The 20058-nt window shown below is 71.5% G+C and carries 19 protein-coding genes and 1 pseudogene; 12 read left to right on the plus strand and 8 right to left on the minus strand.

Features of this window, described 5'->3' with window-relative positions; all coding sequences use genetic code 11:
• The first annotated feature begins 138 nt into the window (after window positions 1-138).
• On the plus strand, window positions 139-921 hold the full coding sequence (locus ACQPWU_RS08090; RefSeq protein ID WP_360699341.1) for an SURF1 family protein: 783 nt from the start codon (window positions 139-141) through the stop codon (window positions 919-921).
• 2 nt (window positions 922-923) lie between these two features.
• A complete protein-coding gene (locus ACQPWU_RS08095; protein WP_360699339.1) occupies window positions 924-1241 on the plus strand; it encodes a DUF3817 domain-containing protein in 318 nt (105 codons plus the stop codon).
• A 37-nt stretch (window positions 1242-1278) separates the two neighbouring features.
• On the opposite strand, the gene ACQPWU_RS08100 is transcribed toward ACQPWU_RS08095, so the two are convergent.
• The 3 genes from ACQPWU_RS08100 to ACQPWU_RS08110 all read right to left on the minus strand — a co-directional run bounded on the left by ACQPWU_RS08100 (window position 1279) and on the right by ACQPWU_RS08110 (window position 3530).
• Window positions 1279-1473 (minus strand): hypothetical protein, encoded by a 195-nt coding sequence (locus ACQPWU_RS08100; protein ID WP_433438084.1) that lies wholly within the window; start codon window positions 1471-1473, stop codon window positions 1279-1281.
• Window positions 1474-1577: 104 nt separating this feature from the next.
• Window positions 1578-2648, minus strand: a complete 1071-nt coding sequence (locus ACQPWU_RS08105; protein ID WP_433438086.1) for a protein kinase domain-containing protein — start codon at window positions 2646-2648, stop codon at window positions 1578-1580.
• Between the two features lie 27 nt (window positions 2649-2675).
• Window positions 2676-3530 (minus strand): arylamine N-acetyltransferase family protein, encoded by an 855-nt coding sequence (locus tag ACQPWU_RS08110; RefSeq protein ID WP_433438087.1) that lies wholly within the window; start codon window positions 3528-3530, stop codon window positions 2676-2678.
• Window positions 3531-3602: 72 nt separating this feature from the next.
• Between ACQPWU_RS08110 and ACQPWU_RS08115 the strand changes: the two genes are divergently transcribed.
• From ACQPWU_RS08115 to ACQPWU_RS08140, 6 genes are read left to right on the plus strand one after another with little or no spacing between them, the layout of a single operon-like run.
• The gene (locus ACQPWU_RS08115) at window positions 3603-4286 is read left to right on the plus strand and encodes a response regulator transcription factor (protein ID WP_433438089.1); all 684 of its coding nucleotides are present in this window, start codon (window positions 3603-3605) and stop codon (window positions 4284-4286) included.
• Window positions 4283-8221, plus strand: a complete 3939-nt coding sequence (locus ACQPWU_RS08120) for a DUF4153 domain-containing protein (protein ID WP_433438091.1) — start codon at window positions 4283-4285, stop codon at window positions 8219-8221. Before ACQPWU_RS08115 ends, ACQPWU_RS08120 begins: the two co-directional genes overlap by 4 nt.
• Window positions 8222-8229: 8 nt before the next feature.
• Window positions 8230-9786 (plus strand): N-acyl-D-amino-acid deacylase family protein, encoded by a 1557-nt coding sequence (locus ACQPWU_RS08125; RefSeq protein ID WP_433438092.1) that lies wholly within the window; start codon window positions 8230-8232, stop codon window positions 9784-9786.
• Window positions 9787-9833: 47 nt separating this feature from the next.
• Window positions 9834-10901 (plus strand): alanine racemase, encoded by a 1068-nt coding sequence (locus ACQPWU_RS08130; protein WP_433438094.1) that lies wholly within the window; start codon window positions 9834-9836, stop codon window positions 10899-10901.
• Window positions 10902-10911: 10 nt separating this feature from the next.
• A complete protein-coding gene (locus ACQPWU_RS08135) occupies window positions 10912-11292 on the plus strand; it encodes a RidA family protein (RefSeq protein ID WP_360701563.1) in 381 nt (126 codons plus the stop codon).
• A 9-nt stretch (window positions 11293-11301) separates the two neighbouring features.
• Entirely contained in the window at window positions 11302-12498 is a 1197-nt protein-coding gene (locus ACQPWU_RS08140; protein ID WP_433438096.1) for a hypothetical protein, read from the plus strand.
• Window positions 12499-12501: 3 nt separating this feature from the next.
• On the opposite strand, the gene ACQPWU_RS08145 is transcribed toward ACQPWU_RS08140, so the two are convergent.
• On the minus strand, window positions 12502-13041 hold the full coding sequence (locus ACQPWU_RS08145; protein ID WP_360701569.1) for a TetR/AcrR family transcriptional regulator: 540 nt from the start codon (window positions 13039-13041) through the stop codon (window positions 12502-12504).
• Between the two features lie 4 nt (window positions 13042-13045).
• A complete protein-coding gene (locus tag ACQPWU_RS08150) occupies window positions 13046-13660 on the minus strand; it encodes a LysE family translocator (RefSeq protein WP_433438098.1) in 615 nt (204 codons plus the stop codon).
• Between the two features lie 102 nt (window positions 13661-13762).
• Here ACQPWU_RS08150 and ACQPWU_RS08155 point away from each other — a divergent pair, with 102 nt between their 5' ends.
• Window positions 13763-16501, plus strand: a complete 2739-nt coding sequence (locus ACQPWU_RS08155; protein WP_433438100.1) for an ATP-binding protein — start codon at window positions 13763-13765, stop codon at window positions 16499-16501.
• Between the two features lie 22 nt (window positions 16502-16523).
• Here ACQPWU_RS08155 and ACQPWU_RS08160 read toward each other — a convergent pair whose 3' ends face one another.
• The 3 genes and pseudogenes from ACQPWU_RS08160 to ACQPWU_RS08170 all read right to left on the minus strand — a co-directional run.
• On the minus strand, window positions 16524-17114 hold the full coding sequence (locus tag ACQPWU_RS08160; RefSeq protein WP_433438102.1) for a TetR/AcrR family transcriptional regulator: 591 nt from the start codon (window positions 17112-17114) through the stop codon (window positions 16524-16526).
• Between the two features lie 110 nt (window positions 17115-17224).
• Entirely contained in the window at window positions 17225-18007 is a 783-nt protein-coding gene (locus ACQPWU_RS08165) for a hypothetical protein (protein WP_433438104.1), read from the minus strand.
• Between the two features lie 345 nt (window positions 18008-18352).
• Window positions 18353-18517, minus strand: a pseudogene (locus ACQPWU_RS08170) (helix-turn-helix domain-containing protein); the annotation flags it as partial.
• 127 nt (window positions 18518-18644) lie between these two features.
• On the opposite strand from ACQPWU_RS08170, the gene ACQPWU_RS08175 reads away from it, so the two are divergent.
• The 3 genes from ACQPWU_RS08175 (at window position 18645) to ACQPWU_RS08185 (ending at window position 20050) form a co-directional block, all read left to right on the plus strand.
• Window positions 18645-18908 carry an NADPH-dependent FMN reductase gene (locus ACQPWU_RS08175; protein ID WP_433445176.1) on the plus strand — a complete coding sequence of 88 codons (264 nt, stop codon included), beginning with the start codon at window positions 18645-18647 and terminating at the stop codon, window positions 18906-18908.
• Window positions 18909-19085: 177 nt separating this feature from the next.
• Window positions 19086-19820 carry a GntR family transcriptional regulator gene (locus ACQPWU_RS08180; RefSeq protein ID WP_433438106.1) on the plus strand — a complete coding sequence of 245 codons (735 nt, stop codon included), beginning with the start codon at window positions 19086-19088 and terminating at the stop codon, window positions 19818-19820.
• 2 nt (window positions 19821-19822) lie between these two features.
• Entirely contained in the window at window positions 19823-20050 is a 228-nt protein-coding gene (locus ACQPWU_RS08185) for a 4Fe-4S dicluster domain-containing protein (protein WP_192790340.1), read from the plus strand.
• Window positions 20051-20058: the final 8 nt, after the last annotated feature.

Here is a 20058-nt window from a genome sequence, read left to right on the forward strand (position 1 = left end):
GCCTGTGCCATTTGCGTCGTTTGGCGGGATCTCTATGGGTCGAGCTTCGCCGGCCCCTGCGGTGGTCCGCTGAAACGCGGCCCCACCGAGGGGCGGCCTGATTAGGGGACCACCCCACCCGGCGGATAACTTTGAAGCATGCTCAGGACCCTGCTCTCTCCCCGTGTCATGGGGTTGCACCTGCTCACGGCAGTGGTCCTTGTCGCGTTCATCCTGCTCGGGCGCTGGCAGCTCGGCGTTTTCCAGGATTCGGGAAAGCCTCACGCCTCCGTGGATCCGGGCCCCGTCACGGTCGGCACGCTCGCTCCGGTGGGTCCGCAGCTGAGCGGTGAGGTCGTGGGCCGCAGGGTCACGGCGGAGGGCGTCTATGAGCCCGGCCGCCAGCTCCTGGTCGCCGACCGGCGGGCCGACGTCGACGCTCCGGGCGGCAACGTCTCGCGCGACCGCGGCTACTGGGTGCTCACGCCGCTCAGGCTCGACGACGGCACGCTCATGCCGGTCATACGAGGCTGGACGGCCAAGGCCGATGACCCGGCGGTCGCCGCGGTGCCGCAGGGCAGGGTCACGGTGCCCGGGCGGCTGCGCCCGCAGCAGGGCACCGACAGCGTGCAGCGGCGCGCGGAAGGACTGCCTGCCGGCCAGGTGCAGACGGTGTCCACAGGTGAGCTGGTCAACCTGTGGAGCGGCCAGAAGGTACGCACCGGCTATGTCGTGGCGCAGCCGCCGTCGGGCTCGTTGACGCAGGTCAAGGTCCAGCCGCCGGAGGTGGGCGGCACGCTGACCTGGCGTAACCTGGCGTATGCCGCCAACTGGTGGATCTTTGCTGGATTCGCTGTGTTCATGTGGTTCCATTTCGTACGCGACGCCGTACGAAGCGATCGGGACCGTGCCAAGTCCCCTGAGATGGCTCTGGAAGGTTAATCGTGGAATCGGCTCTGAAGCCCTTCCGGGTGCTCGCGTACGTGGTGGGCGTCATGCTGCTCGTGCTCTGCGTGGCCATGGTGATCCGTTACGGCTTCGACAACCCGGCGATGTCGAAGATCATCGCGCCCATTCACGGCGGGCTCTACATGATCTACCTGGTCACGGTCATGAACTTGGGCATGAAAGCGCGCTGGACGTGGCAGTACATGCTCGGCGTCATGGTCGGCGGCACGGTGCCGTTCCTGTCGTTCTTCGTCGAGCGCAAGGTGACCCAGCGCGTGCTGGCGGCCCAGGCGGCGGCGACCGCCCAGGCCTGAACGCGGCGGAGGCCCCCCGGGCCCCCGCCGCCCGGGCTCAGTGGCCGATGCCGCGCCTGCGGGCTCTCTTGAGCCGCTCGCGCTGCGACGGGTCGAGCATCAGGTAGCCGACCACGGGGGCGCCGATCACGCCGAGGATGACCAGCAGGGTGATCCATCCGGCCCCGAAGAAGATCAGCGAGAGCAGGACCGCAGCGCCTGCGCCAATGGCGTACTTCTGGACTGGCGACATACTCAACTTCCTCCGAACACGGAGCGCACGCCCCGCCTCTCCCACATTCTGCGTCGCTTGACCAACGAGTGAACCCATCACCTTGGTTCCGCTCGCGATGTATCTCAATCTTTACGCGTCCGCCGTAGCGACTCCAGTTCACGGCGGAGCTCGTCCGGGGTGGGACGTTCCAAGGGGTTGCCCGACAGCAGGCGGAACAGGACGGGAGCCAGCGCGCCGGCTCTGGTCAGCGGCGCGCCCGGCGCGGGTGGCACGCCCTCGACAGCGGTGAAGAGCGTGGCGCCCAGCGACCACAGGTCGGCTGCCAGGGTGTGGGTGGCCTCCGGGGCCGTGTAGGCCGCGAGAGTTCCCGACCTCAGCAGCGGGATCAGCCGCGCCCGGCCCTCGGCGTCGAGGAGGACGTTGCTCGGCTGCACCCCGCCGTGGAACGTGTCCGCGGCCTGGAGCTGGTCGATCAGGGAGAGCCCGATCGCGGCCACCTCGGGGACCGGCAGCGGCCCCGCCGTCCGGACGATCACGTCCAGCGGGCGGTCCACGGCCAGGAGGTCCAGGGTCTCGCGTATCACTTCCGGCGGCGGCGGGCCCGACGGGTGGAGCATGGCTCTGATCAGCGACCTGAGCGGATCCGCGCCCTCCGCGGGCACCTGTCCCGGTGGGCGCCCCTCCACCGCGAAGTGCAGCGTGGCGGCCAGGGACCACATGTCGGCGGAGGGCAGCATGCTGAGGCTGGGGAAGCCGAAGCCGGTCAGCACCGCGCGACCGGTCGGAGTGAGCAGGACATTGCCCGGCTCGACGCGCCCGTGCACGATACCGGCCTCGTGCGCGACCGTCAGGGCCGACAGGACGCAGACGCCCACCCTGGCCGCCTGCGCCATCGGCAGCGGGGCGCGTGAACGTACGGTCTGCTCCAGCGACGCTCCGGACACGAACTCCATGACCAGCCACGGCGTGCGGTCCTCGATCACCACGTCCAGCACCCGCACGATGGAGGCGTGCCGCAGCCCGGACGCCCTGCGCGCCTCCTGCAGCGCGGCGTCGCGCAACTCGGCCGGCACCCGTAGCTCTCTGACCGCGACGTCACGGTGCTCCGACTCGTCGAAGGCCAGGCGGACGGATCCCGCGCCCAGGGGGTTGAGCAGCCGGTACCTCCCGGCCAGCTTCCTGGTCTCAGCCATGTCGAGGTGCACGATAGCGTACGGCCGTCACGACGGGTCACCGGCCAGCCAGGCCTCGTGCGCGTCGAAAAGTTTGCGCCAGAGCTTCTCCTTCTCCTGGGCGCTCACGTCGTCGAGAGACAGCAGGAAGATGTCCGCCAGCGCCGCGAAGTAGTCCCGCGCGTTGTCCAGGGTGACCGAGAGTGCCTTGCCGCCGATGCGGCTCAGCACGAGCCCGCGCACGATGTCCACGCCGTACGCGTCCCGCCGCACGACCGTGGCCGTGCGCACGAAGCCGGACGTCGGTGAGGTGGTCAAGTGCCGGTGCATATCGACGAACGCCGACATGTCCGTGGGGGCCGGGTCGAAGTCCATGCCCTGGAACGAACCACTCGGATCGTGCTCGAATCGCCAGCCGCCCGGCGCGACCTCCGACGGCCGCAGGCCGTACTCGAAAGGACCTTGCCGGTACGTGCCCGCGATCAGGGGGAGCGGCTCGTGGAGCGCGTCGCCGAGCCCCAGGTCGACCAGCCACTCGCCGCCGGGATTGTCCTCCGACGGGAGGCCCCGCACGGTGAGCACCAGGTGGTTGGCGGTGATGCCGGGCTCCGCGCCGCGGTTCTGGACGCCGCCGACGTGCCTGGTCACGTCGTATCCCAGCGTCCTGAGCAGCTCGGAGAAGGCGCCGTTGAGGTGGTAGCAGTAGCCGCCGCGGCCCCGGATGATGCGCTCTGCCGACTCGAGGGGATCGACGGTGGTGGTGCGGCCGAGCCAGATCTCCAGCGCCTCGTACGAGACCTTTTCGATGTGCGCGATGTGGAGCGCTCGCAGGTTGTCCGCGCTGGTGGGGGCGTTGAGCAGGTCGGGCAGGCCGATGCGGCTGAGGTATCCAGCGGTGTTCACCAGCCAAGTCTGCACTGTTTGTGCACAGATTTAGGAGTGTCGTCTGCACAGGGCGCTTCTAGGCTTTCGTACGTGGCAGAGCAGCGACGCATCCTCGTGGTCGAGGACGATGAGACGATCGCGCTGGCCGTACGGAACCGGCTGGCCGCCGAGGGCTTCGACGTCAGGGTGGCCGGCGACGGGCAGGACGCCCTGATCCAGTACGGCAGGGCGGAGCCCGACCTGGTGATCCTCGACCGGCTGCTGCCGGGGCTCGACGGGTTAGAGGTGTGCCGCAGGATGCAGGCGGCCAGGCCTGTGCCCGTGCTCATGCTGACCGCGCTCGGCGAGGAGACCGACGTGCTGGTCGGGCTCGGGGTGGGGGCCGACGACTACCTGGCCAAGCCGTTCAGCATGCGCGAGCTGGTGGCCAGGATCCACGCGCTGCTGCGCAGGGTCCAGCGGGCGGCCCAGCTCGCGGCCGAGGACACGGTGATCAGAGTGGGCGAGGTGGAGATCGACACGGCGGCCCGCCGGGTGTTCGTGGGGGGTGCGGAGGCGCAGCTCACCAGGACCGAGTTCGACCTGCTGCGCCGGTTGGCGGAGCGGCCCGGGCAGGTCTTCGAGCGGGACCGGCTGCTGTCGGACGTGTGGGGCTTCTCGGAGGCCGCGGCGACCAGGACCGTGGACAGCCACGTCCGGGCGCTGCGCCGCAAGCTGGGCTCCGACGTGGTACGCACGGTGCACGGCGTCGGCTACGCCCTGGTCCGCCGATGAGGCCGCTCGACTTCCTGGGCCGGATCAAGGTCAAGCTCGGCATCGTGATCGTGCTGGCCGTGGGGACCGCGTTCGTGGTGAACGAGGTCGGGCTCAACTCCGGCCTCTCCCGCGAGGTACGCATCGCGGTCGCGGTGGTCCTGGCGTTGATCATGGTGCAGCTGCTGGCCATGGGGATGACCAAGCCGCTGCGCCAGATGGCCAGCGCCGCCCAGACGATCGCCAAGGGCCTGTACGGGCTGCGCGTGACCGCCACGTCTCGCGACGAGGTCGGCGAGCTGGCCAGGGCGTTCAACGCGATGGCGGCCGACCTCGGCGAGGTGGACCGGCAGCGGCGCGAGCTCATCGCGAACGTCAGCCACGAGCTCCGCACCCCCATCACCGGCCTGCGCGCGGTCCTGGAGAACGTCGTGGACGGCGTCTCCGCCCCCGACCCCGTCACGATGCGGACCGCGCTCTCCCAGACCGAGCGCCTCGGCCGCCTCGTGGCCCAGCTGCTGGACCTGTCACGGCTGGACTCCGGCGTGCGGCTGATCGAGCCCGAGGCGATCGAGCTGGCGCCGCTGATCGAGCAGGCGGTCCGCGAGGCGTCGCTGGCCCGCGAGGACGTCGCGATCCGGCCGTCGCCCGCCGGTCTGGCGGTACGCGCCGACCCCGACCTGCTCGCCCAAGTCCTGGCCAACCTCCTCGACAACGCGGTACGGCACAGCCCGCCGGACGGGGTGGTGACCGTGAGCGCCACCCCCTCAGGGGCCGGGGTACGCGTGACGGTCGCCGACCAGGGGCCGGGGATCCCGGCTTCTGCCCAGGGGCGGGTGTTCGAGCGCTTCTCCCGGCTGGACACGGGGCGGGCGGCCGACTCCGGGGGCGCCGGGCTGGGGCTGGCCATCGTGAAGGAGATCGTCGAGCTGCACGGGGGCTCCATTCGCATCGACGATTGTGCGGGGTGCCGCATGGTCGTCGATTTACCAGGGAGGATGACGATGGCGGATGCGCCGTTAGAGGGCGAGCGGGGCACGGAGGACGAGCGACTGCCCCGCACCGTGGAGGCGGCCCCGGCACAGGGGGACACGAGGGTCGGCGCCGGTCCCTTCGCGGCCGACGCGGTGGGCAACGGGGTCGCCGAGCGGCGCCTGGAGATGGGCGATGGGCCTGCCGGAGGCGGTCTGGTGGCGGGCGCCGATCGCGAGGGGGAGCTGGTGGCCGGAGCGGGCGCCTCGGTGGGGGGCGCCGCCGTCTCCGAGAGTGACGCGCCTCGGCTGGGACACGCCGTCGGCGACGAGACCGCTGCCGGGCTCGCCGCTGCGGTCGGGGAAGGCGCGCCCATCGGCGTCGCGGCGGCCAGGCCTGCGTCCGACGGCGCGCCTGTGTCCAACGGCGGCCCTGCGTCGAACGGTGGTGCGGCGTCCAATGGTGGTTCGGTGTCCAGCGGCGGGTCTGCGTCGAACGGCGGTGCGGCGTCCAGCGGTGGTGCTGTGTCCAGCGGTGGTGCGGTGTCCGAGGGCGGTGCTGCGGCGTCGGAGCAGGCGGCCGGCGATGACGCCGCTGCCGGGCTCGCGGTGCTCGCGGAACTGGCGACGGCAGGGGCGCCTGGCAACGACGCCGCGAGTGTCGCGTCGAGCGGTAGCGCCGTGGCAGCGGAACCCGCGCCCGGCGGCGACTTGGCGAGGGCGAACGCCTCCGGTGGCGGTGCGGTCGAAGGGCGCGTGCCGGGCGACGGTGTTGCGGTGGGGCCTGTGGCCGGCCCCGTGGCGGTGGGGCTCGCGGCCGGAGGGCCCGTGGCGGGGCGTGGGGCCGGTGGCGGCGCTGGTGCGGGAGCGCCCGGTGGACGCGCGGCCGTGGGGACCTCCAGTGGAGGCGCGGCCGTGGGGCCGCCGGCGCCGTCTGGGGGTGGCGGGTTCGCCAGGATGATCGGCGGCGGCGTCATCGGCATGCTGATCGGGTTCCTGGTCGGCCTGTTCGCCGCCGTGCTCGTCAGCGTGACCGTCGGCGACGGGCTGGCGCTGGTCACCTTCATCCTGTGCATCGCGTTCATGGGCGCGGTCGGCGCTTCACTGGGCGCCGGTTCGGGCCGCCGGGCCGCCGCTGCCGCCTACCAGTCGGCGCAGGTCGCGGCGTATCACTCGATGACTCAAGCCGCGGGCTACCCATCGGCGGCCCAGGCGGCGACGCCGGCGGCCCAGGCGGTGGGCCACTTTACGCAGGCACAGGCAGGTGGCCCGGCGCAAGCCCAGGCGAGGGGTCCCTCGCCGCACGGCCAGATGGGCGGCCTCCCGGCGCAGGCTCAGGCGGGCGGTCCCTCGGCGCCACCCCAGGCTGGTGGTCTCTCGGCGCAGATTCAGGCGAGCGGTTCCTCGGTGCAGGCTCAGACGGGCGGTTCTTCGGTGCATGGCCAGTGGGGCGGTCAGGCGGCCCAGCCGCAGGTGGCGGGGCCGTACCGGAATCAGGCGGGGCCGCCCCCGTACGTGCCGCCGCCGCTCTTCCCCAAGCCCGACCTGCCCGAGCCGCCCCGCTGGCTGCTGCCCGCGGCGGCCGGGGCGGGGGTGTTCGCGGCGGTGGCGCTGCCGGACGCGCAGGTCGGGCTCGGGATCGTGCTGGTGTCCATGGTGCTTGGGGCGGCGGCGCTACCTGCCGTGATGCGGCGGATGACGCCGTGGACGGTGGCGCTCGGGCTGACGGCGTACTTCCTGATCTCCATGGCGGCGGTGCGTGACGCCGACTGGCTGGTCGCGATCCTGCTCGTGGCAGGGGCCGGGTTGGGTGCGCTGGCCGTGTCGGGAGCCGGAGCGGGATGGCTCGGCGTGATCAGGGGCGGCGTTTCGGTGCTGCTCGCGCTGGGGCCGGTGCCGTGGTTCCTGGCCGAGCCGTTCAAGAAGATGTCGGCCAAGCGGCGCGTCATGCCGACGCTGGCCGCGCTGGGCATCACCGCGGTGCTGCTCCTGGTGTTCGGGCTGCTGTTCGCGTCGGCGGACGCGGTGTTCGCCTCCTTCGTGGAGCGGCTGACCACCGCGCCCGACTGGGCGGACTCGGCGCCGCTGCGGATCTTCCTCTTCGCGCTGTTCGCCGTGCTGCTGGCCGCCGTGGTCCTGGTCGCGCTCAGGCCCGTGGCCGACCCGGTGGGGCCCGACACGAAGTTCAGTGTGAGCAGGAGTGTCTGGATCCTGCCGCTCACGGCGGTGAACCTGCTGTTCGCCGCTTTCGTGGCGGTCCAGATCACGGCGCTGTTCGGCGGCAACACCTGGGTGCTGAAGACGGCCGGACTGACCTACGCCGAATACGCAAGACAGGGATTCTTCCAGCTCGTGGTGGTCAGCGTGTTCGTGCTGGGCATCGTGGCGGTCGCCAGTGGGCTGCTCAAGGTCGAGCGGCGCGAGCGCCTGCTGCTGGCCGTGCTGCTCGGCGTACTGTGCGGGCTGACCATGGTGGTGCTGGCCTCCGCCCTGCACCGCATGAACCTCTACACCGACGCCTACGGCCTGTCCAGGCTGAGGCTGTCCGTGCAGGCCACGGTGTGGTGGCTGGGCGCGCTGTTCGCGCTGGTGCTGCTGGCCGGTGCGGTACGGCTCCTGGGCCACGGCTCCGGCTGGCTCCCGCGTACGGTCGTGCTGGTCACCGGGCTGGGCCTGGGCGCGTTCGCCATCGTGAACCCCGACCTCCAGGTCGCCCAGACACAGGTCGAGGTGCGCGGCGTCACCAAGATGGACTCCGACTACCTGGGTGACCTCGGCGCGGAGGCGGTGCCCGCCCTGGACAAGCTGCCCGAGCCGCAGCGCAGCTGCGTGCTCGCCGACGTGGTCGCGGCCAACGGGCTCGACCGCCCCGACCCCTGGAACGGCTGGAACCTGGACCGGGCCCGAGCCCGGACCCTGCTGGCCGCGCGGCCCATCGACAAGTCCGCGCAGTGCGCCCCGGCGTACTCGCGCGGCTCTGATTGAATCCTGGGGTGAGCTTCGACGTAGTCATCAGCGGTGGCCGGGTGCTCGACGGCACGGGCGCCCCGCCGTACCGGGCGGATGTGGCGGTCGCGGACGGAAGGATCGTGGCGGTCGGGAGGCTCGCCGGCGCGCAGGCGGAGACAGTGATCGACGCGACGGGGCGGTTCGTCGCGCCGGGCTTCGTGGACTGCCACGCCCACGGGGACGCGGCCGTGTTCGACCCTGAGGTGCAGCGGGCCGCGCTCCGGCAGGGCGTGACCACGTTCGTGCTCGGGCAGGACGGCCTGTCCTTCGCCCCCGGCTCGGCCGCGACCGTCGCCTACGTCTCCCGCTATTTCGCCGCCGTCAACGGCCCGCTGCCCGGGAGCGCGCTGTCCGGGGGTGTTCCGCGCGACGCTCCGCTGAGCGTGGGCGAGCTGCTCGACGGCTACGACCGCGCCGTGGCACTGAACACCGCCTACCTCCTCCCACACGGCACCATCCGCTACGACGTCATGGGGCCCTCGTCCGACCGGCCCTCCCGCGACGACCTGGCGGCCATGCTGCGGCACGTCGAGAGGGGCCTGTCGGAAGGAGCGGCGGGCCTGTCCACCGGCCTCGAATACCTCCCAGGCCGCTACGCCACCGCCGAGGAGCTGGCCGCCCTGTGCGCCCCGCTCGGCGGGCTCCCGTACGTGACCCACATGCGGGCCTACGGCGCGCAGGCAGGCGTGGGCATGGCCGAGGTCATGGACATCGCCGAGCGCTCCGGCGCCGCCGTCCACGTCTCCCACCTGCACGGTCCCGCGGACGTGCTGCTGCCGCTGGTCGAGGAGGCGCTCGGCAAGGGCGTGGACCTCACCTTCGACACCTACCCCTACCTGCGTGGCAACACGATCCTGGCCATGGTCGTGCTCCCGGACTCCGTGCCCGGCGCCGAGACGGACCGGGCGCTGGAGATGATCGCGTCCGGCGAGCTGGACGGCTGGTGGCCGACGCTGGACGCCACCTGGCCGCGGCTGACCATCTCGCACGCGCCCGGACTGGAGTGGGCGGAGGGCCTCACCATGGTCGCGGCGGCCGAGCGGGCAAGGGTGGCGCCCGCGGAGTTCTGCCGCCGCCTCCTGACGGAGACGCGGCTGGAGGCCGGGGTCGTGTCCGCCCGGCCCGACGAGGGCCCGGAGGGCGAGGAGTCGGTACGCAGGATTCTGCGGCACCCCTCGCACACCGGCGGCTCCGACGGCATCTATGTGGGCGGCCATCCGCATCCGCGCGGCTTCGGGGCGTTCGCCAGGTTCCTCGGCCGGCACGTGCGGGAGCTGGCGGACTGGACCTGGGAGCAGGCGGTGGTGCACCTGGCCTCGCACCCGGCCAGGCGCTTCGGGCTGGTGGACCGGGGGCTGGTGCGGAACGGGTTCGCGGCCGACGTGGTGGTGTTCGACCCGGCGGCCGTGGACGACCGGGCGACGTACGGGACTCCGCGCACGCTCGCGGCCGGGGTCGACGACGTGCTCGTGTCAGGCGTACGCGTGCTGGCCGGGGGCGAGCTGACCGGCGCGACTCCCGGGCGTGCGCTCCGGCCGTGATCCGTCAACCGTCTGAGATAGGGTCGGACGCGGACGAAAGGGGTGTCGTGCTCGGGCAGCAGGTCTTCGGGGGTGGGCTCGACTTTCCCCTCATGGTGGTGCGCCGGGACGCGCTGGAGCACAACGTCGCCACGATGGCGGCCTTCGTCCGCGACCACGGGATGGAGCTGGCGCCGCACGCGAAGACGCACATGTCCGCTGAGATCGCCGCGCTTCAGCTCGAAGCCGGCGCTTGGGGGCTCACGGTCGCGACGCCGCGGCAGGGGCGGGTGGTCCGCGGGTTCGGGGCGGGCCGGATCATGGTCGCCAACCAGGTCGTGGATCCGGCGGGGCTCGCCTGGGCGGCCGGTGAGCTGGAGCGTGATCCCGGGTTCGAGTTCCTGAGCTTCGTCGACTCCCGGGCCGGGGTCGACATTCTCGCTCGTCATGCCGCATCCAGGCCGTTCCGGGTGCTGGTGGAGCTGGGACACGAAGGTGGACGAGCCGGGTGCAGGTCGCTGGATCAGCTGCTGGAGCTGGCGGCGTATGTGCAGGCGGTCCCCAACGTCGAACTGGCCGGGGTGGCCGGGTACGAGGGCGCGCTGAAGACCGCCGACGATGTCCGGAAATATCTGTCCTTGCTGCAGGATGCCGTCGAGTACGTCCGCGTCAAAAGCCCCATCCTGTCCGTGGGCGGCAGCCAGTGGTTCGACGTGATCGGCCGGGAGCTCGTCGCCACCCAGGCGAGGATCCTGCTGCGCAGCGGCGCGTACGTCACCCACGACGACGGCTACTACCGCGAGCGCACCCCGTTCAACCGCATCGACGGAGAGCTGCGCCCGGCGCTGGAGGTGTGGGCGCACGTGCTGTCCACGCCAGAGCCGGGGCTGGCGATCGTGGGCATGGGCAAGCGGGACGCTCCCTACGACGAGGGTCTGCCCATCCCACGCCGCGACGGCGTCACGATCGTGAAGATGCAGGACCAGCACACCGTCGTGCACGCCAACGGGCTCGAGCCCGGTGACCTGCTGGGATTCGGCATCTCCCATCCCTGCACCGCGTTCGACAAGTGGCGGATGCTGCCCCTGGTGGACCAGGACTACCGTGTCGTAGGCACCATAAGCACCAACTTCTAGGGAGTTATGGGTGAAAAAGGAGCTCAGGACCACGGAAGGCGCGGCCCCCATCGGCGCGTACTCGCAGGGTCTCGTGGTCGGCGACTTCGTCTACACCTCCGGCATGGGCCCGCTCGACCCGCACACCGGTGAGATCGTCGGCGACGACGTGGCCACCCAGACGCACCAGGTCATGCGCAACCTCGGCGCCATCCTGGCCGCCCACGGGCTCGGCTTCGACGACGTGGTCAAGTCCACGGTCCACCTGCAGCACCTCGAGCGCGACTTCGCGGCCTACAACGAGGTTTACAAGTCCTATTTCAGCCAGCCGTACCCCGTTCGCACCACCGTAGGATCCCAGCTGCTGGGCATCCTGGTAGAGATCGACTTCGTCGCTCACAAGAGCGCTTAAGGTCTGGTTGTGGACAGTTCGGTGTACGTCTTCGTCGAGGATCTGCGCGGCGAAGGCGTCGAGCGGGTGCTCGACAGGATCAGCGCGTACGGCGTGAACGGCGTCACCGTCGGAGCCGTGCACCACGCCTCCCGCGACGTCACCCCGCACGGACTGTCCCGGCTGACCATCCGTCACGACGGGGCCCACTTCGTCCCGCCGCCCGATCTGTTCGCAGGGCTCCGCCTTTCTCCCGTGCCCGGCTACCTGAACGCCCTCGACGGGCTTCGCGAGGCATGTGCGAAACGGTCCATGAAGCTCCACGGATGGACGGTGTTCCTGCGCAACGCCACGCTCGGCACGGAGCATCCCGATGTGACCGTACGCGACTGCTTCGGCGACCGCGGCTCGCTCACCGACCTGTGCCCCGCCCACCCCGACGTGCGCGAGTACGCGGTCGCGCTCGCCAGGTCGGTGGCCAGGCTCGGGGTCGACAGTGTGGTGGCCGAGTCGCTGCACTTCAGGCCGCTCAAGCCGCAGCGCTCGTTCGTGCCGCTCGGGCCGATGGACGCGTACCTGTTCGGGTTGTGCTTCTGTGACTACTGCATGCGCCGCGCCACCGACCTGGGCGTGAACGCCGAGGTGGCGCGGGACGAGTGCGCCAGGATCGTGGGCGGCGTCTTCGACGGCGACCCGCCCGCGCAGGGCGAGGTGACCAGGGCGGCGCTGACCGCGTACGCGGGGCCCGACGTCGTGGCCTACGCCCGGGCCCGGTCCGAGACCGTCACCACACTGGTGTCGGAGGTGGCGTCGGCGGTGGCCGACGAGGGGTCCAAGCTGGTGTTCATCGACTCGACCGGCGCGGTCAAGGGCTACACGGACGGGCTGCCCACGCCCGGGCTCGCGGCCCACGACGCCTGGCAGCTGGGGGTCGATCTGGTGGCTCTGGGAGATCTCGTGCCCGGGTTCGGGGTGCTCGCGTACGCGCGGGACGCGGCCCGGGTGGCCGACGACGTGGGGGCCTACCTGCGGTCGGTGGGGAAGGACCGGGAGGTGCGGGCCGTGCTGCGCCCCGGCCATCCGGACAGCGACTCGACGGACCGGCTGGTGGCCAAGGCCCGGGGGGCGAAGGCGGCGGGGGCGCTCGCCGTCGACTTCTACGCGTACGGGCTGGTGCCGCACCCGGTGCTGGACCGCATCCCCGCCGCGCTCTCGGAGGCGTTGTAAGGCTCAGATGCCGTCGAGGAGCGTCGAGACCGCCTCGGCGGGGAAGTCGTCCGCGACAGGCAGGCCCCGGAAGACCGCCCTCATCCACACGGCACCGGCCAGCAGGTCGACGATCAGCATCGGGTCGACCGACTCCTTGAGCTCGCCCCGCCGTACCGCGCGCTCGAAGATCTCCCGCTCCCGCGCGAACCGGTCGGCGAAGAAGCGCCGCGCGTCCAGCTCGGGATGGCGGACGGCGGCGGCGAGCGCGACGACGGCGATGTCGCTGGCGGGCGGTTCGGTGAGCAGCCGTTTGACGCCCTCCACCAGCACGACCAGGTCACCGCGCAGGCTGCCCGTGTCGGGCGCCTCGAACCCCAGCACGTCGGCCTCCACCAGCGCCGCCCCCAGCAGCGCGGCCTTCGACGGCCACCAGCGGTAGATCGTGGTCTTGTTGACGCCCGACAGCTCGGCGACCCCCTCGACGGTCAGCCCGTCGTAGCCCTTCTCGGCCACGAGCCGCAACGTCGCATCGAAGATCTCCTGCTGTTTCCTGGGCGCCATGAGGTCATTTTCTCCCGGCGAACGCCGTGGCCACTCCAAGTCCCAGGTAGACGATGCCGCTGACGTACCGGAGGGTCTTGGCCCAGGCGTTGAGCCGGGTGCCGAGGGCGCCGGCGGTGAACGCGTACACGATGTCGGAGATCAGCCCCAGGAGCAGCAGCGTGAGGCCGAACAGCACGATCTGGAGCGCGGGCGAGCCCGCGCCCGGGTCGACGAACTGCGGCAGGAACGCCAGGAAGAACAGCGCCACCTTGGGGTTCAGCACGTTGACCAGCACGCCTTCGAGGAAGACCGTGCGCAGCGGCTGCGGGGGCGGCGTGCCGGCGTCCGACTGCTTGCCGGTGAACGCGCGCACGCCCAGGTAGATGAGGTACGCGACGCCGACCCACTTCACGATCGCGAACAGCGTCGCCGACCGTGCGATCACGTACGAGAGACCCGCGGCGGCGGCCGCGATGTGCACGAGCGTGCCGGCCTCCACGCCGAACGCGCTGGCCAGGCCCGCCGCCCTGCCCTGGGCGAGGCCTCTTGCGGTGATGTAGAGGTGGTTCGGGCCCGGGATGAGGACCAGGGCCAGCGAGGCCGCCACGAAGAGGGCGAAAGTGGTTGGATGGATCACGAAATGGCAGCGTAGGATGCGCTTGGTATGTCGGTGAGGGCCAATCTCGGGCCGGCTTTCTGGACCAATCGAATGTCGGTGAGGGGTGGCATAGTTTCTGGCGTGAATGGTCTTCTCGTCGGGCGCTCTGCTGAGCTGGCCAGACTCGTGCGGGTGCTGCAGTCCGCCGCCGAGGGCATGGCAGGGGTGGCGCTCGTCGGCGGAGACGCGGGCATAGGCAAGACCCGGCTGGTCGCCGAGCTGGTCTCGGAGGCCCGTGAGCGCGGCTTCCACGTGCTGGTCGGCCAGTGCGCCGAGCTGGGCGACTCACTGCCCTACCTGCCGCTGGCCGACGCGCTGCGCGGCGCGGAGCCGGCCGTGCGCGAGGCCGCCGCCGCCCATCCCATGCTGGGCCAGCTGCTGCCGGGCACGGAGAGCGTGCCCTCGACCGGGCTCACGCAGCAGCGGTTGTTCGGCTCGCTGCTCGGGCTGCTGGCCGACATCCAGCCCGTGCTGTTCGTGATCGAGGACCTGCACTGGGCCGACCGGTCCACCCGCGATCTGCTGGTCTTCCTCAGCCGCATGGTGCAGAGCGAGCGGGTCTGCGTGGCCGGCACATACCGCACCGACGACCTCCACCGCCGCCATCCGCTCCGGTCCGTGCTGGCCGAGCTGAAGCGGCTGCCCACGGTGACGGGCGTCGAGCTGGGGCCGCTGGCCTCCGGCGACATGTCCGACTATGTGGCCACATTGGGCGAGGTGGACGCTCAGGAGCTCGGCGTCATCGTGTCCCGTGCCGACGGCAACCCGTTCTACGCGGAGGAGCTGTTCGCGGCCATGGCCGAGGGCGACAGCCTGCCCGACGGGCTGGCCAGCCTGCTCATGACCAGGGTCGAAGTGCTGTCCGAGGCGGGGCAGCGGGTGCTGCGGGCCGCCGCCGTGGCGGGGCGCCGGGTGGAGGACGAGCTGCTGCGGGAGGTGTCGGGGCTGCCGCTGGCGGAGTTCGAGGAGGCGGTCAGGGAGATCGTCTCGCGCGGGCTGCTCAGGGTCGACGGCTACGGATACGCGTTCCGCCACGCGCTGCTCCAGGAGGCCGTCTACACCGACCTGCTGCCCGGCGAGCGCACCCGGCTGCATGCCGCCTTCGCCCGGCTGCTGACGTCACCCGCCGAGCTGGCCTACCACCACCTCGCCGGCCACGAGCTGGCCGGGGCGCTGTCGGCGTCGGTCGAGGCGGGCCGCCTGGCCGAGCGGCTCGGTGCGCCGGCCGAGGCGCACAGCCACTACGACCGCGCGCTCGGCCTGTGGGATCGGGTCGAAGGGGCCGCCGACCTGGTGGGGGAGAGCCGGGAGCGGCTGGCGTTCCGCAGCGCCGTCATGGCGGCCGACAGCGGCGACAACCATCGGGCGGCCGTCCAGCTCAGGGCTCTGCCGCCGACGTCCGAGGTCAGCGAGCGGCTCGCCTACTACCTGTACGAGGCCGACCAGCCGGGCGCCATCGCGGCGGCGGAGCGCGCGGTCGAGAGCGCCGAGGACCAGGCGGCGCTGGCCCGCGCCCTGGCGACCCACGCCCGCACGCTGCTCTGGAGCGACCGCCATCGTGACGTCGAGGCCGTGACCGCTCGGGCGCTGGAGACCGCCCGCGCCGCCGGGGTCAGAGACGCCGAGGTGGGCGCCCTGCTCTCGCTGGCCACCTACGTGGAGCTCCGCGGCGACCTGGACAAGGCCCACGAGCTGATCGAGACCGCCTCCGCCGAGGGCAGCGGCGACCTGGCCATGGACCTGCGTGCCCGCTTCCACCACGCCCGCATCCACTACGAGCAGGGCCTGCTCGCCGAGGCCGCCGAGGTGGCCGACGACGGCATCCGCGTGGCGTTCGAGACCGGGCTCAAGTGGAGCACCTACGGCACCGATCTGCGGTTCCTGCGGTTCCTGATCCACTACGTGGCCGGCGAGTGGGACCAGGCCGAGGCGGTCGCGTCCGGGTTCGGCACGCGGGTGGGCACACTGCCGGAGGCGATCCTGTCGTCGTTCGCGCTCTTCATCGAGGTGGCGCGGGATCTGCCCGCGGTCGGTGAGAGACTGAGCCGGCTGCGGCCGTTCTGGTACAGCGAGCTTGCCGCGTACATGTCCCGCGGCCTGGCCGCCGAGCACGCGCTCTGGCACGGCGACCCCGCGGCGGCGCTCGACCACGTGCGCGCGGTCATGGCGCCGATGGTCGACGGCGAGGCGGGCGTGCTCCGGATGGCCGCCATCGGGCTGTGGGCGCTGGCCGAGCTGGGCACGACCGAGGGCGCCGACGAGCTCCGCGCCCGCGCCCGCCTCGCCGTCGACTCCGGGCCCACCGGCGAGCCCGGGCACCTCGGGCCCGAAGGGCTGGCCTGGGCGGTGCGCGTGGAGGCGGAGTGGCATCGCGTGCACGGGCGGCTCGACGTGGAGCTGTGGCGCCGGGTGGTGGAGGCGTTCGACTTCGGGTTCGTCTACGAGGTGGCGCGTGCCCGGTGGCGGTTGGCCGAGGCGCTGCTGGCGGCCGGAGACCGGGATGAGGCGCAGGCGCAGTGGGCCCTCGCCCGGGAGACGGCGGGGAAGCTGCGAGCGGCGCCGCTGGAGAACGCGCTGCTGGAGTTCGGGCGGCGGGCCAGGTTCGGCGGTGGCGGGCAGGGCGACGGCGGGTTGACGGCTCGGGAGGTGGAGGTGCTGCGGCTGGTCGCCGAGGGGCTGACCAACCGGGAGATCGCGGAGCGGCTGTTCATCGCGCAGAAGACGGTCAGTGTCCACGTGTCCAACATTCTGGGCAAGCTGGAGGTCTCCACCCGCACGCAGGCGGCCGCGGCCGGTCGGCAGCGGGGGTTGCTGGCCTGACCTCTTTCACTGGCGTGTCCGTTCAGCCGGGGCGGGTGAGCTGGTCCATGAGGAGGTCGATTCTGTCCTGCTGGTGCTCGGCTGGGATCCGGCGGTCGTGGGTGAGGGTCGCGAGGCCGTGCAGGGCGGCCCACACCACCTCGGCGAAGGTGCCGGGGTGGTATTTCCCGGCCACCGGCTCCAGCGCGCGTACGAACTCGCCGAACGCCTCGCGCAGCTCCTCCGGCGTCTCCTCCGTGGCGAAGGGGACGGCGATCGGCATGACGAACATGGCCTCGTACAGGGCGCTGTGGGTGCGGGCGAAGTCGAGGTAGGCCATCGCGACCTGGCGCAGCACCGCCTTGGGGTCGTCGCCCGGCTCCTGCGAAGCCTCGCGCGCCGCGCGCAGCTTGCTCGCCAGCTCCGCGAACCCCTCGATCGCCACCGCCCGTACGATGGCGTCTTTGCCTTTGAAGTGGCTGTAGAGCACCGGCTGGCTGTATTCGACCCGTTCCGACAGGCGCCGGGTCGTCACGGCGTCCCAGCCCTCCGACTCGGCCAGTTCGCGGGCGGCGGTGATGATCAGCTGATGGCGTTGCGCACGTTCCCGTGCTCGGCGGGCGGCGATTGACATACCATGCAAACTAGCACGACTAGGAGAGCTAGCGTTGCTCTGACAACTACTGCGGTGGTTCGGATGCCCGGCGCCGATCCGGGGTGAGGGGGCGGCGCACGTCCGGCTGCCTAGCTCGTGATGGTCAGGTCGCGGAAGAGGAAGTAGCTCGCGTGGTCGCTCTGCAGGTATGAGTGATAGTGCGTGGCCAGCGCCTTGGCGGTCTTGTCCGCGGTGAGGACCGTGACGACCACGTACTTCTTGGCGTAGCCCGAACGGATCTTGCCGTAGGCGTAGGTGCTGTGTGTCTTGTCCGTGCGCCACTTCAGCGCGTCCGAGTCGAGCGAGGCCAGCCGCGTGACGGTCTTCTTGGCGGCCTGCTCGGTGGGGAAGGACATGATGAGCTGGACCGCCTTGATGTGCCCGCCGTAGGCCGTGTACGCGAGCTGGATGGCGCGCTGGCAGTCGTTCTGGGCCAGCACGCCCTTGGCGTCCACCGGGTCGCAGGTGCTGTACGTCCAGCCGCCGACCCTCTTGGCTTGGAGCTTCACGTCTCCGAGCTTGAAGTCCCAGTCGTCGAACTCCTTGTCCGTGAGCGGCGAGCCTGGATCGACGCGGTCGGAGGAGGTCTGGGTGTCGCTGGGGGTCGGGGTCGCGGGCTCCGAGGTCGGCGGGTCCGACGGTGAGGCCGTCTCCGAGGGCGGGTCAGACGGCGGCTGCGTCGCGGTCGTGGGGAACGGCTCGGCGCTCTGCAGGGCGACCGTCGGCTTCGAGCCGGAGCCGCGCAGGTAGAGGAACGCGCCGGCACCGCCCCCCACGAGCAGCACGGCCAGGCCGATGACCAGGCCGATGATCAGCGCGTTGTTGCTCTTCGGGGGCGAGGACGGGAGCACCAGCGTCCGCTGCGGCTCCATCCGGTGCCCGTACGGCGGGCCGTATCCAGGTGGTGGGCCGTATCCGGGTGGTGGTGTGCCGCCATAGCCGGATTGGCCCTGGCCGGGACCGGGGTGTCCTTGGCCGTGACCCGGCTGCGGCGGGCCGCTTTGGCCGGGTGGCGGGCCGTAGTTGGGAGGGGGGCCGTAATGGGGATGGGGGTTCGGGGGCGGGCCGTACCCCTGCGGCGCTCCTTGCGCGCCCCACGGTCCTTGCGGCTGAGGCTGGGGTGGCGGAGGCTGCGGAGGGTATGCCATTGGTCCATTGTGGTGTAACCAGCGCTCATCCGGCCCAAACACCCCTAAATTCCCATCTGACGCATCGGGTCAGGCGGCAACCTGGCGTCGGTACTTGCCGGGCGATACCCCGAACTGCCGCTTCAACGCGTTCCCGAAGGCGAACTCCGATCCGTACCCGACCCGCTGGGCCACTTCCGCCACCGAGGCGTCGGACTCGCGCAGCAGGCGGCCTGCCGTGGCCAGGCGCCACCAATGGGCAACTACGCGCACGAGCACACCAAGCGCTGGTCCGAGAAGATCGCCTCGTTTGACGCGTTCGTCTTCGTGACGCGAGTACAACCGCTCCATCCCCGGCGCGCTCAAGGACGCTGTCGACTTCCTGTACGCCGAGTGGAACAGCAAGGTGGCCGGTTTCGTCGGGTACGGGGTGGACGGCGGGGCCCGGGCCGTCGAGCACCTGCGCCAGATCCTCTCCCAGGTGAGCGTGGCCACCGTGTCGCAGCTGGTGGCGCTCTCGCTCTTCACGGACTTCGAGAACATGTCCGAGTTCAAGCCCGCCGCCGTCCACGAGGAGAAGCTGGACGCCGTGCTCGACCAGCTCCTCGCCTGGGCCGGCGCGCTGCGCCCGGTGCGGGCGGCATGAGGTCTGGCGGCGTCGTGAGGGGTGGCAGATCTTGACGGGATTCTCGGGAAACGGCTGTTAGGGGGTGGGTGGCGGGGATGGCCGGGTGGCGCAACCTAGCCGTTATCCCTATTTCCCTACCGGATTGCTAGGTTGTGCTTGTCGGAGGCCGATCGAGGACCCCCGGGAGGCACACAAGTGGGACCCACACGGCGCCGGGCCGATCACGCCCGGCAGGTGGCCGACCTGCTGCGCAGGCAGATCGTCCACGGGCACTTCCCGCGCGGGCAGCTGCCGCGGGAGACGGCGCTGGCGCGCGAGTTCGGCGCCTCGCGCAACACCGTGCGCGAGGCGCTCGGTCTGCTGCGTGAGGAGGGCCTGGTCGAGCGGTGCCCGGGCGTGGGCACCACGGTCGCAGGGGAGAAGTACCCGCACGGCCTGCACCGGCTGCTCGGCCTGGCGGAGACCCTGCACGAGCACGGCGAGGTGACCAACCAGGTCAGGACCATGACCCTCATGGAGCCGCCCAAAGCGGTGAGTCACCGGCTCGGGCTGCCCGCCGGCGAACAGGTCGTCTATCTCGAACGCCTGCGCCGCCTCAACGGCCTGCCGCTCTCGCTCGACCTGACCTATCTGGTGCGTGACGTCGGGGAGCCGCTGTTCGACGCCGACCTGGAGCACAACGACATCTTCGTGCTCCTGGAGGGCATCGCGGGCCAGCCCCTCGGCATGGCGGAGCTCACCCTCGAGGCGGTCAACGCCGACGCGCACACTGCGGCCGCGCTCGACGCACCGCGCGGCGCCGCGCTGCTCATGGTGGAGCGGCTCACCCACTTGGCCGACGGCCGACCGGTCGACCTGGAGTTCATCCGGTTCAGGGGTGACCGGCTGACCATGCGCGGGCACCTGAACCGCGCCGTGGAGGAGGAGTAGCGATGGCCCTGATCACCCAGAGGGTCGAGGTCCCCGTGACCATCGACGAGGCGCTCTGCATCGACGGCTGCACGCTCTGCGTCGAGGCATGCCCGCTGGACTCGCTCGCGATCAGCGACGAGACCGGCAAGGCGTACATGCACGTGGACGAGTGCTGGTACTGCGGCCCCTGCGCCGCGCGCTGCCCCGTGGACGCGGTCACCATCAACATCCCCTACCTGCTGCGGTGAAGGAGAGC

The organism is Nonomuraea sp. CA-141351, from assembly GCF_050944675.1.
In the GTDB taxonomy this organism is placed as follows: domain Bacteria; phylum Actinomycetota; class Actinomycetes; order Streptosporangiales; family Streptosporangiaceae; genus Nonomuraea.

Coding starts and splice junctions, on each gene's coding strand:
- ACQPWU_RS08100 (WP_433438084.1), bottom strand. CDS start 1,473: ATGTCGCCAGTCCAGAAGTACGCCATTGGCGCAGGCGCTGCGGTCCTG.
- ACQPWU_RS08090 (WP_360699341.1), top strand. CDS start 139: ATGCTCAGGACCCTGCTCTCTCCCCGTGTCATGGGGTTGCACCTGCTC.
- ACQPWU_RS08120 (WP_433438091.1), top strand. CDS start 4,283: ATGAGGCCGCTCGACTTCCTGGGCCGGATCAAGGTCAAGCTCGGCATC.
- ACQPWU_RS08145 (WP_360701569.1), bottom strand. CDS start 13,041: ATGGCGCCCAGGAAACAGCAGGAGATCTTCGATGCGACGTTGCGGCTC.
- ACQPWU_RS08105 (WP_433438086.1), bottom strand. CDS start 2,648: ATGGCTGAGACCAGGAAGCTGGCCGGGAGGTACCGGCTGCTCAACCCC.
- ACQPWU_RS08185 (WP_192790340.1), top strand. CDS start 19,823: ATGGCCCTGATCACCCAGAGGGTCGAGGTCCCCGTGACCATCGACGAG.
- ACQPWU_RS08165 (WP_433438104.1), bottom strand. CDS start 18,007: ATGGAGCCGCAGCGGACGCTGGTGCTCCCGTCCTCGCCCCCGAAGAGC.
- ACQPWU_RS08160 (WP_433438102.1), bottom strand. CDS start 17,114: ATGTCAATCGCCGCCCGCCGAGCACGGGAACGTGCGCAACGCCATCAG.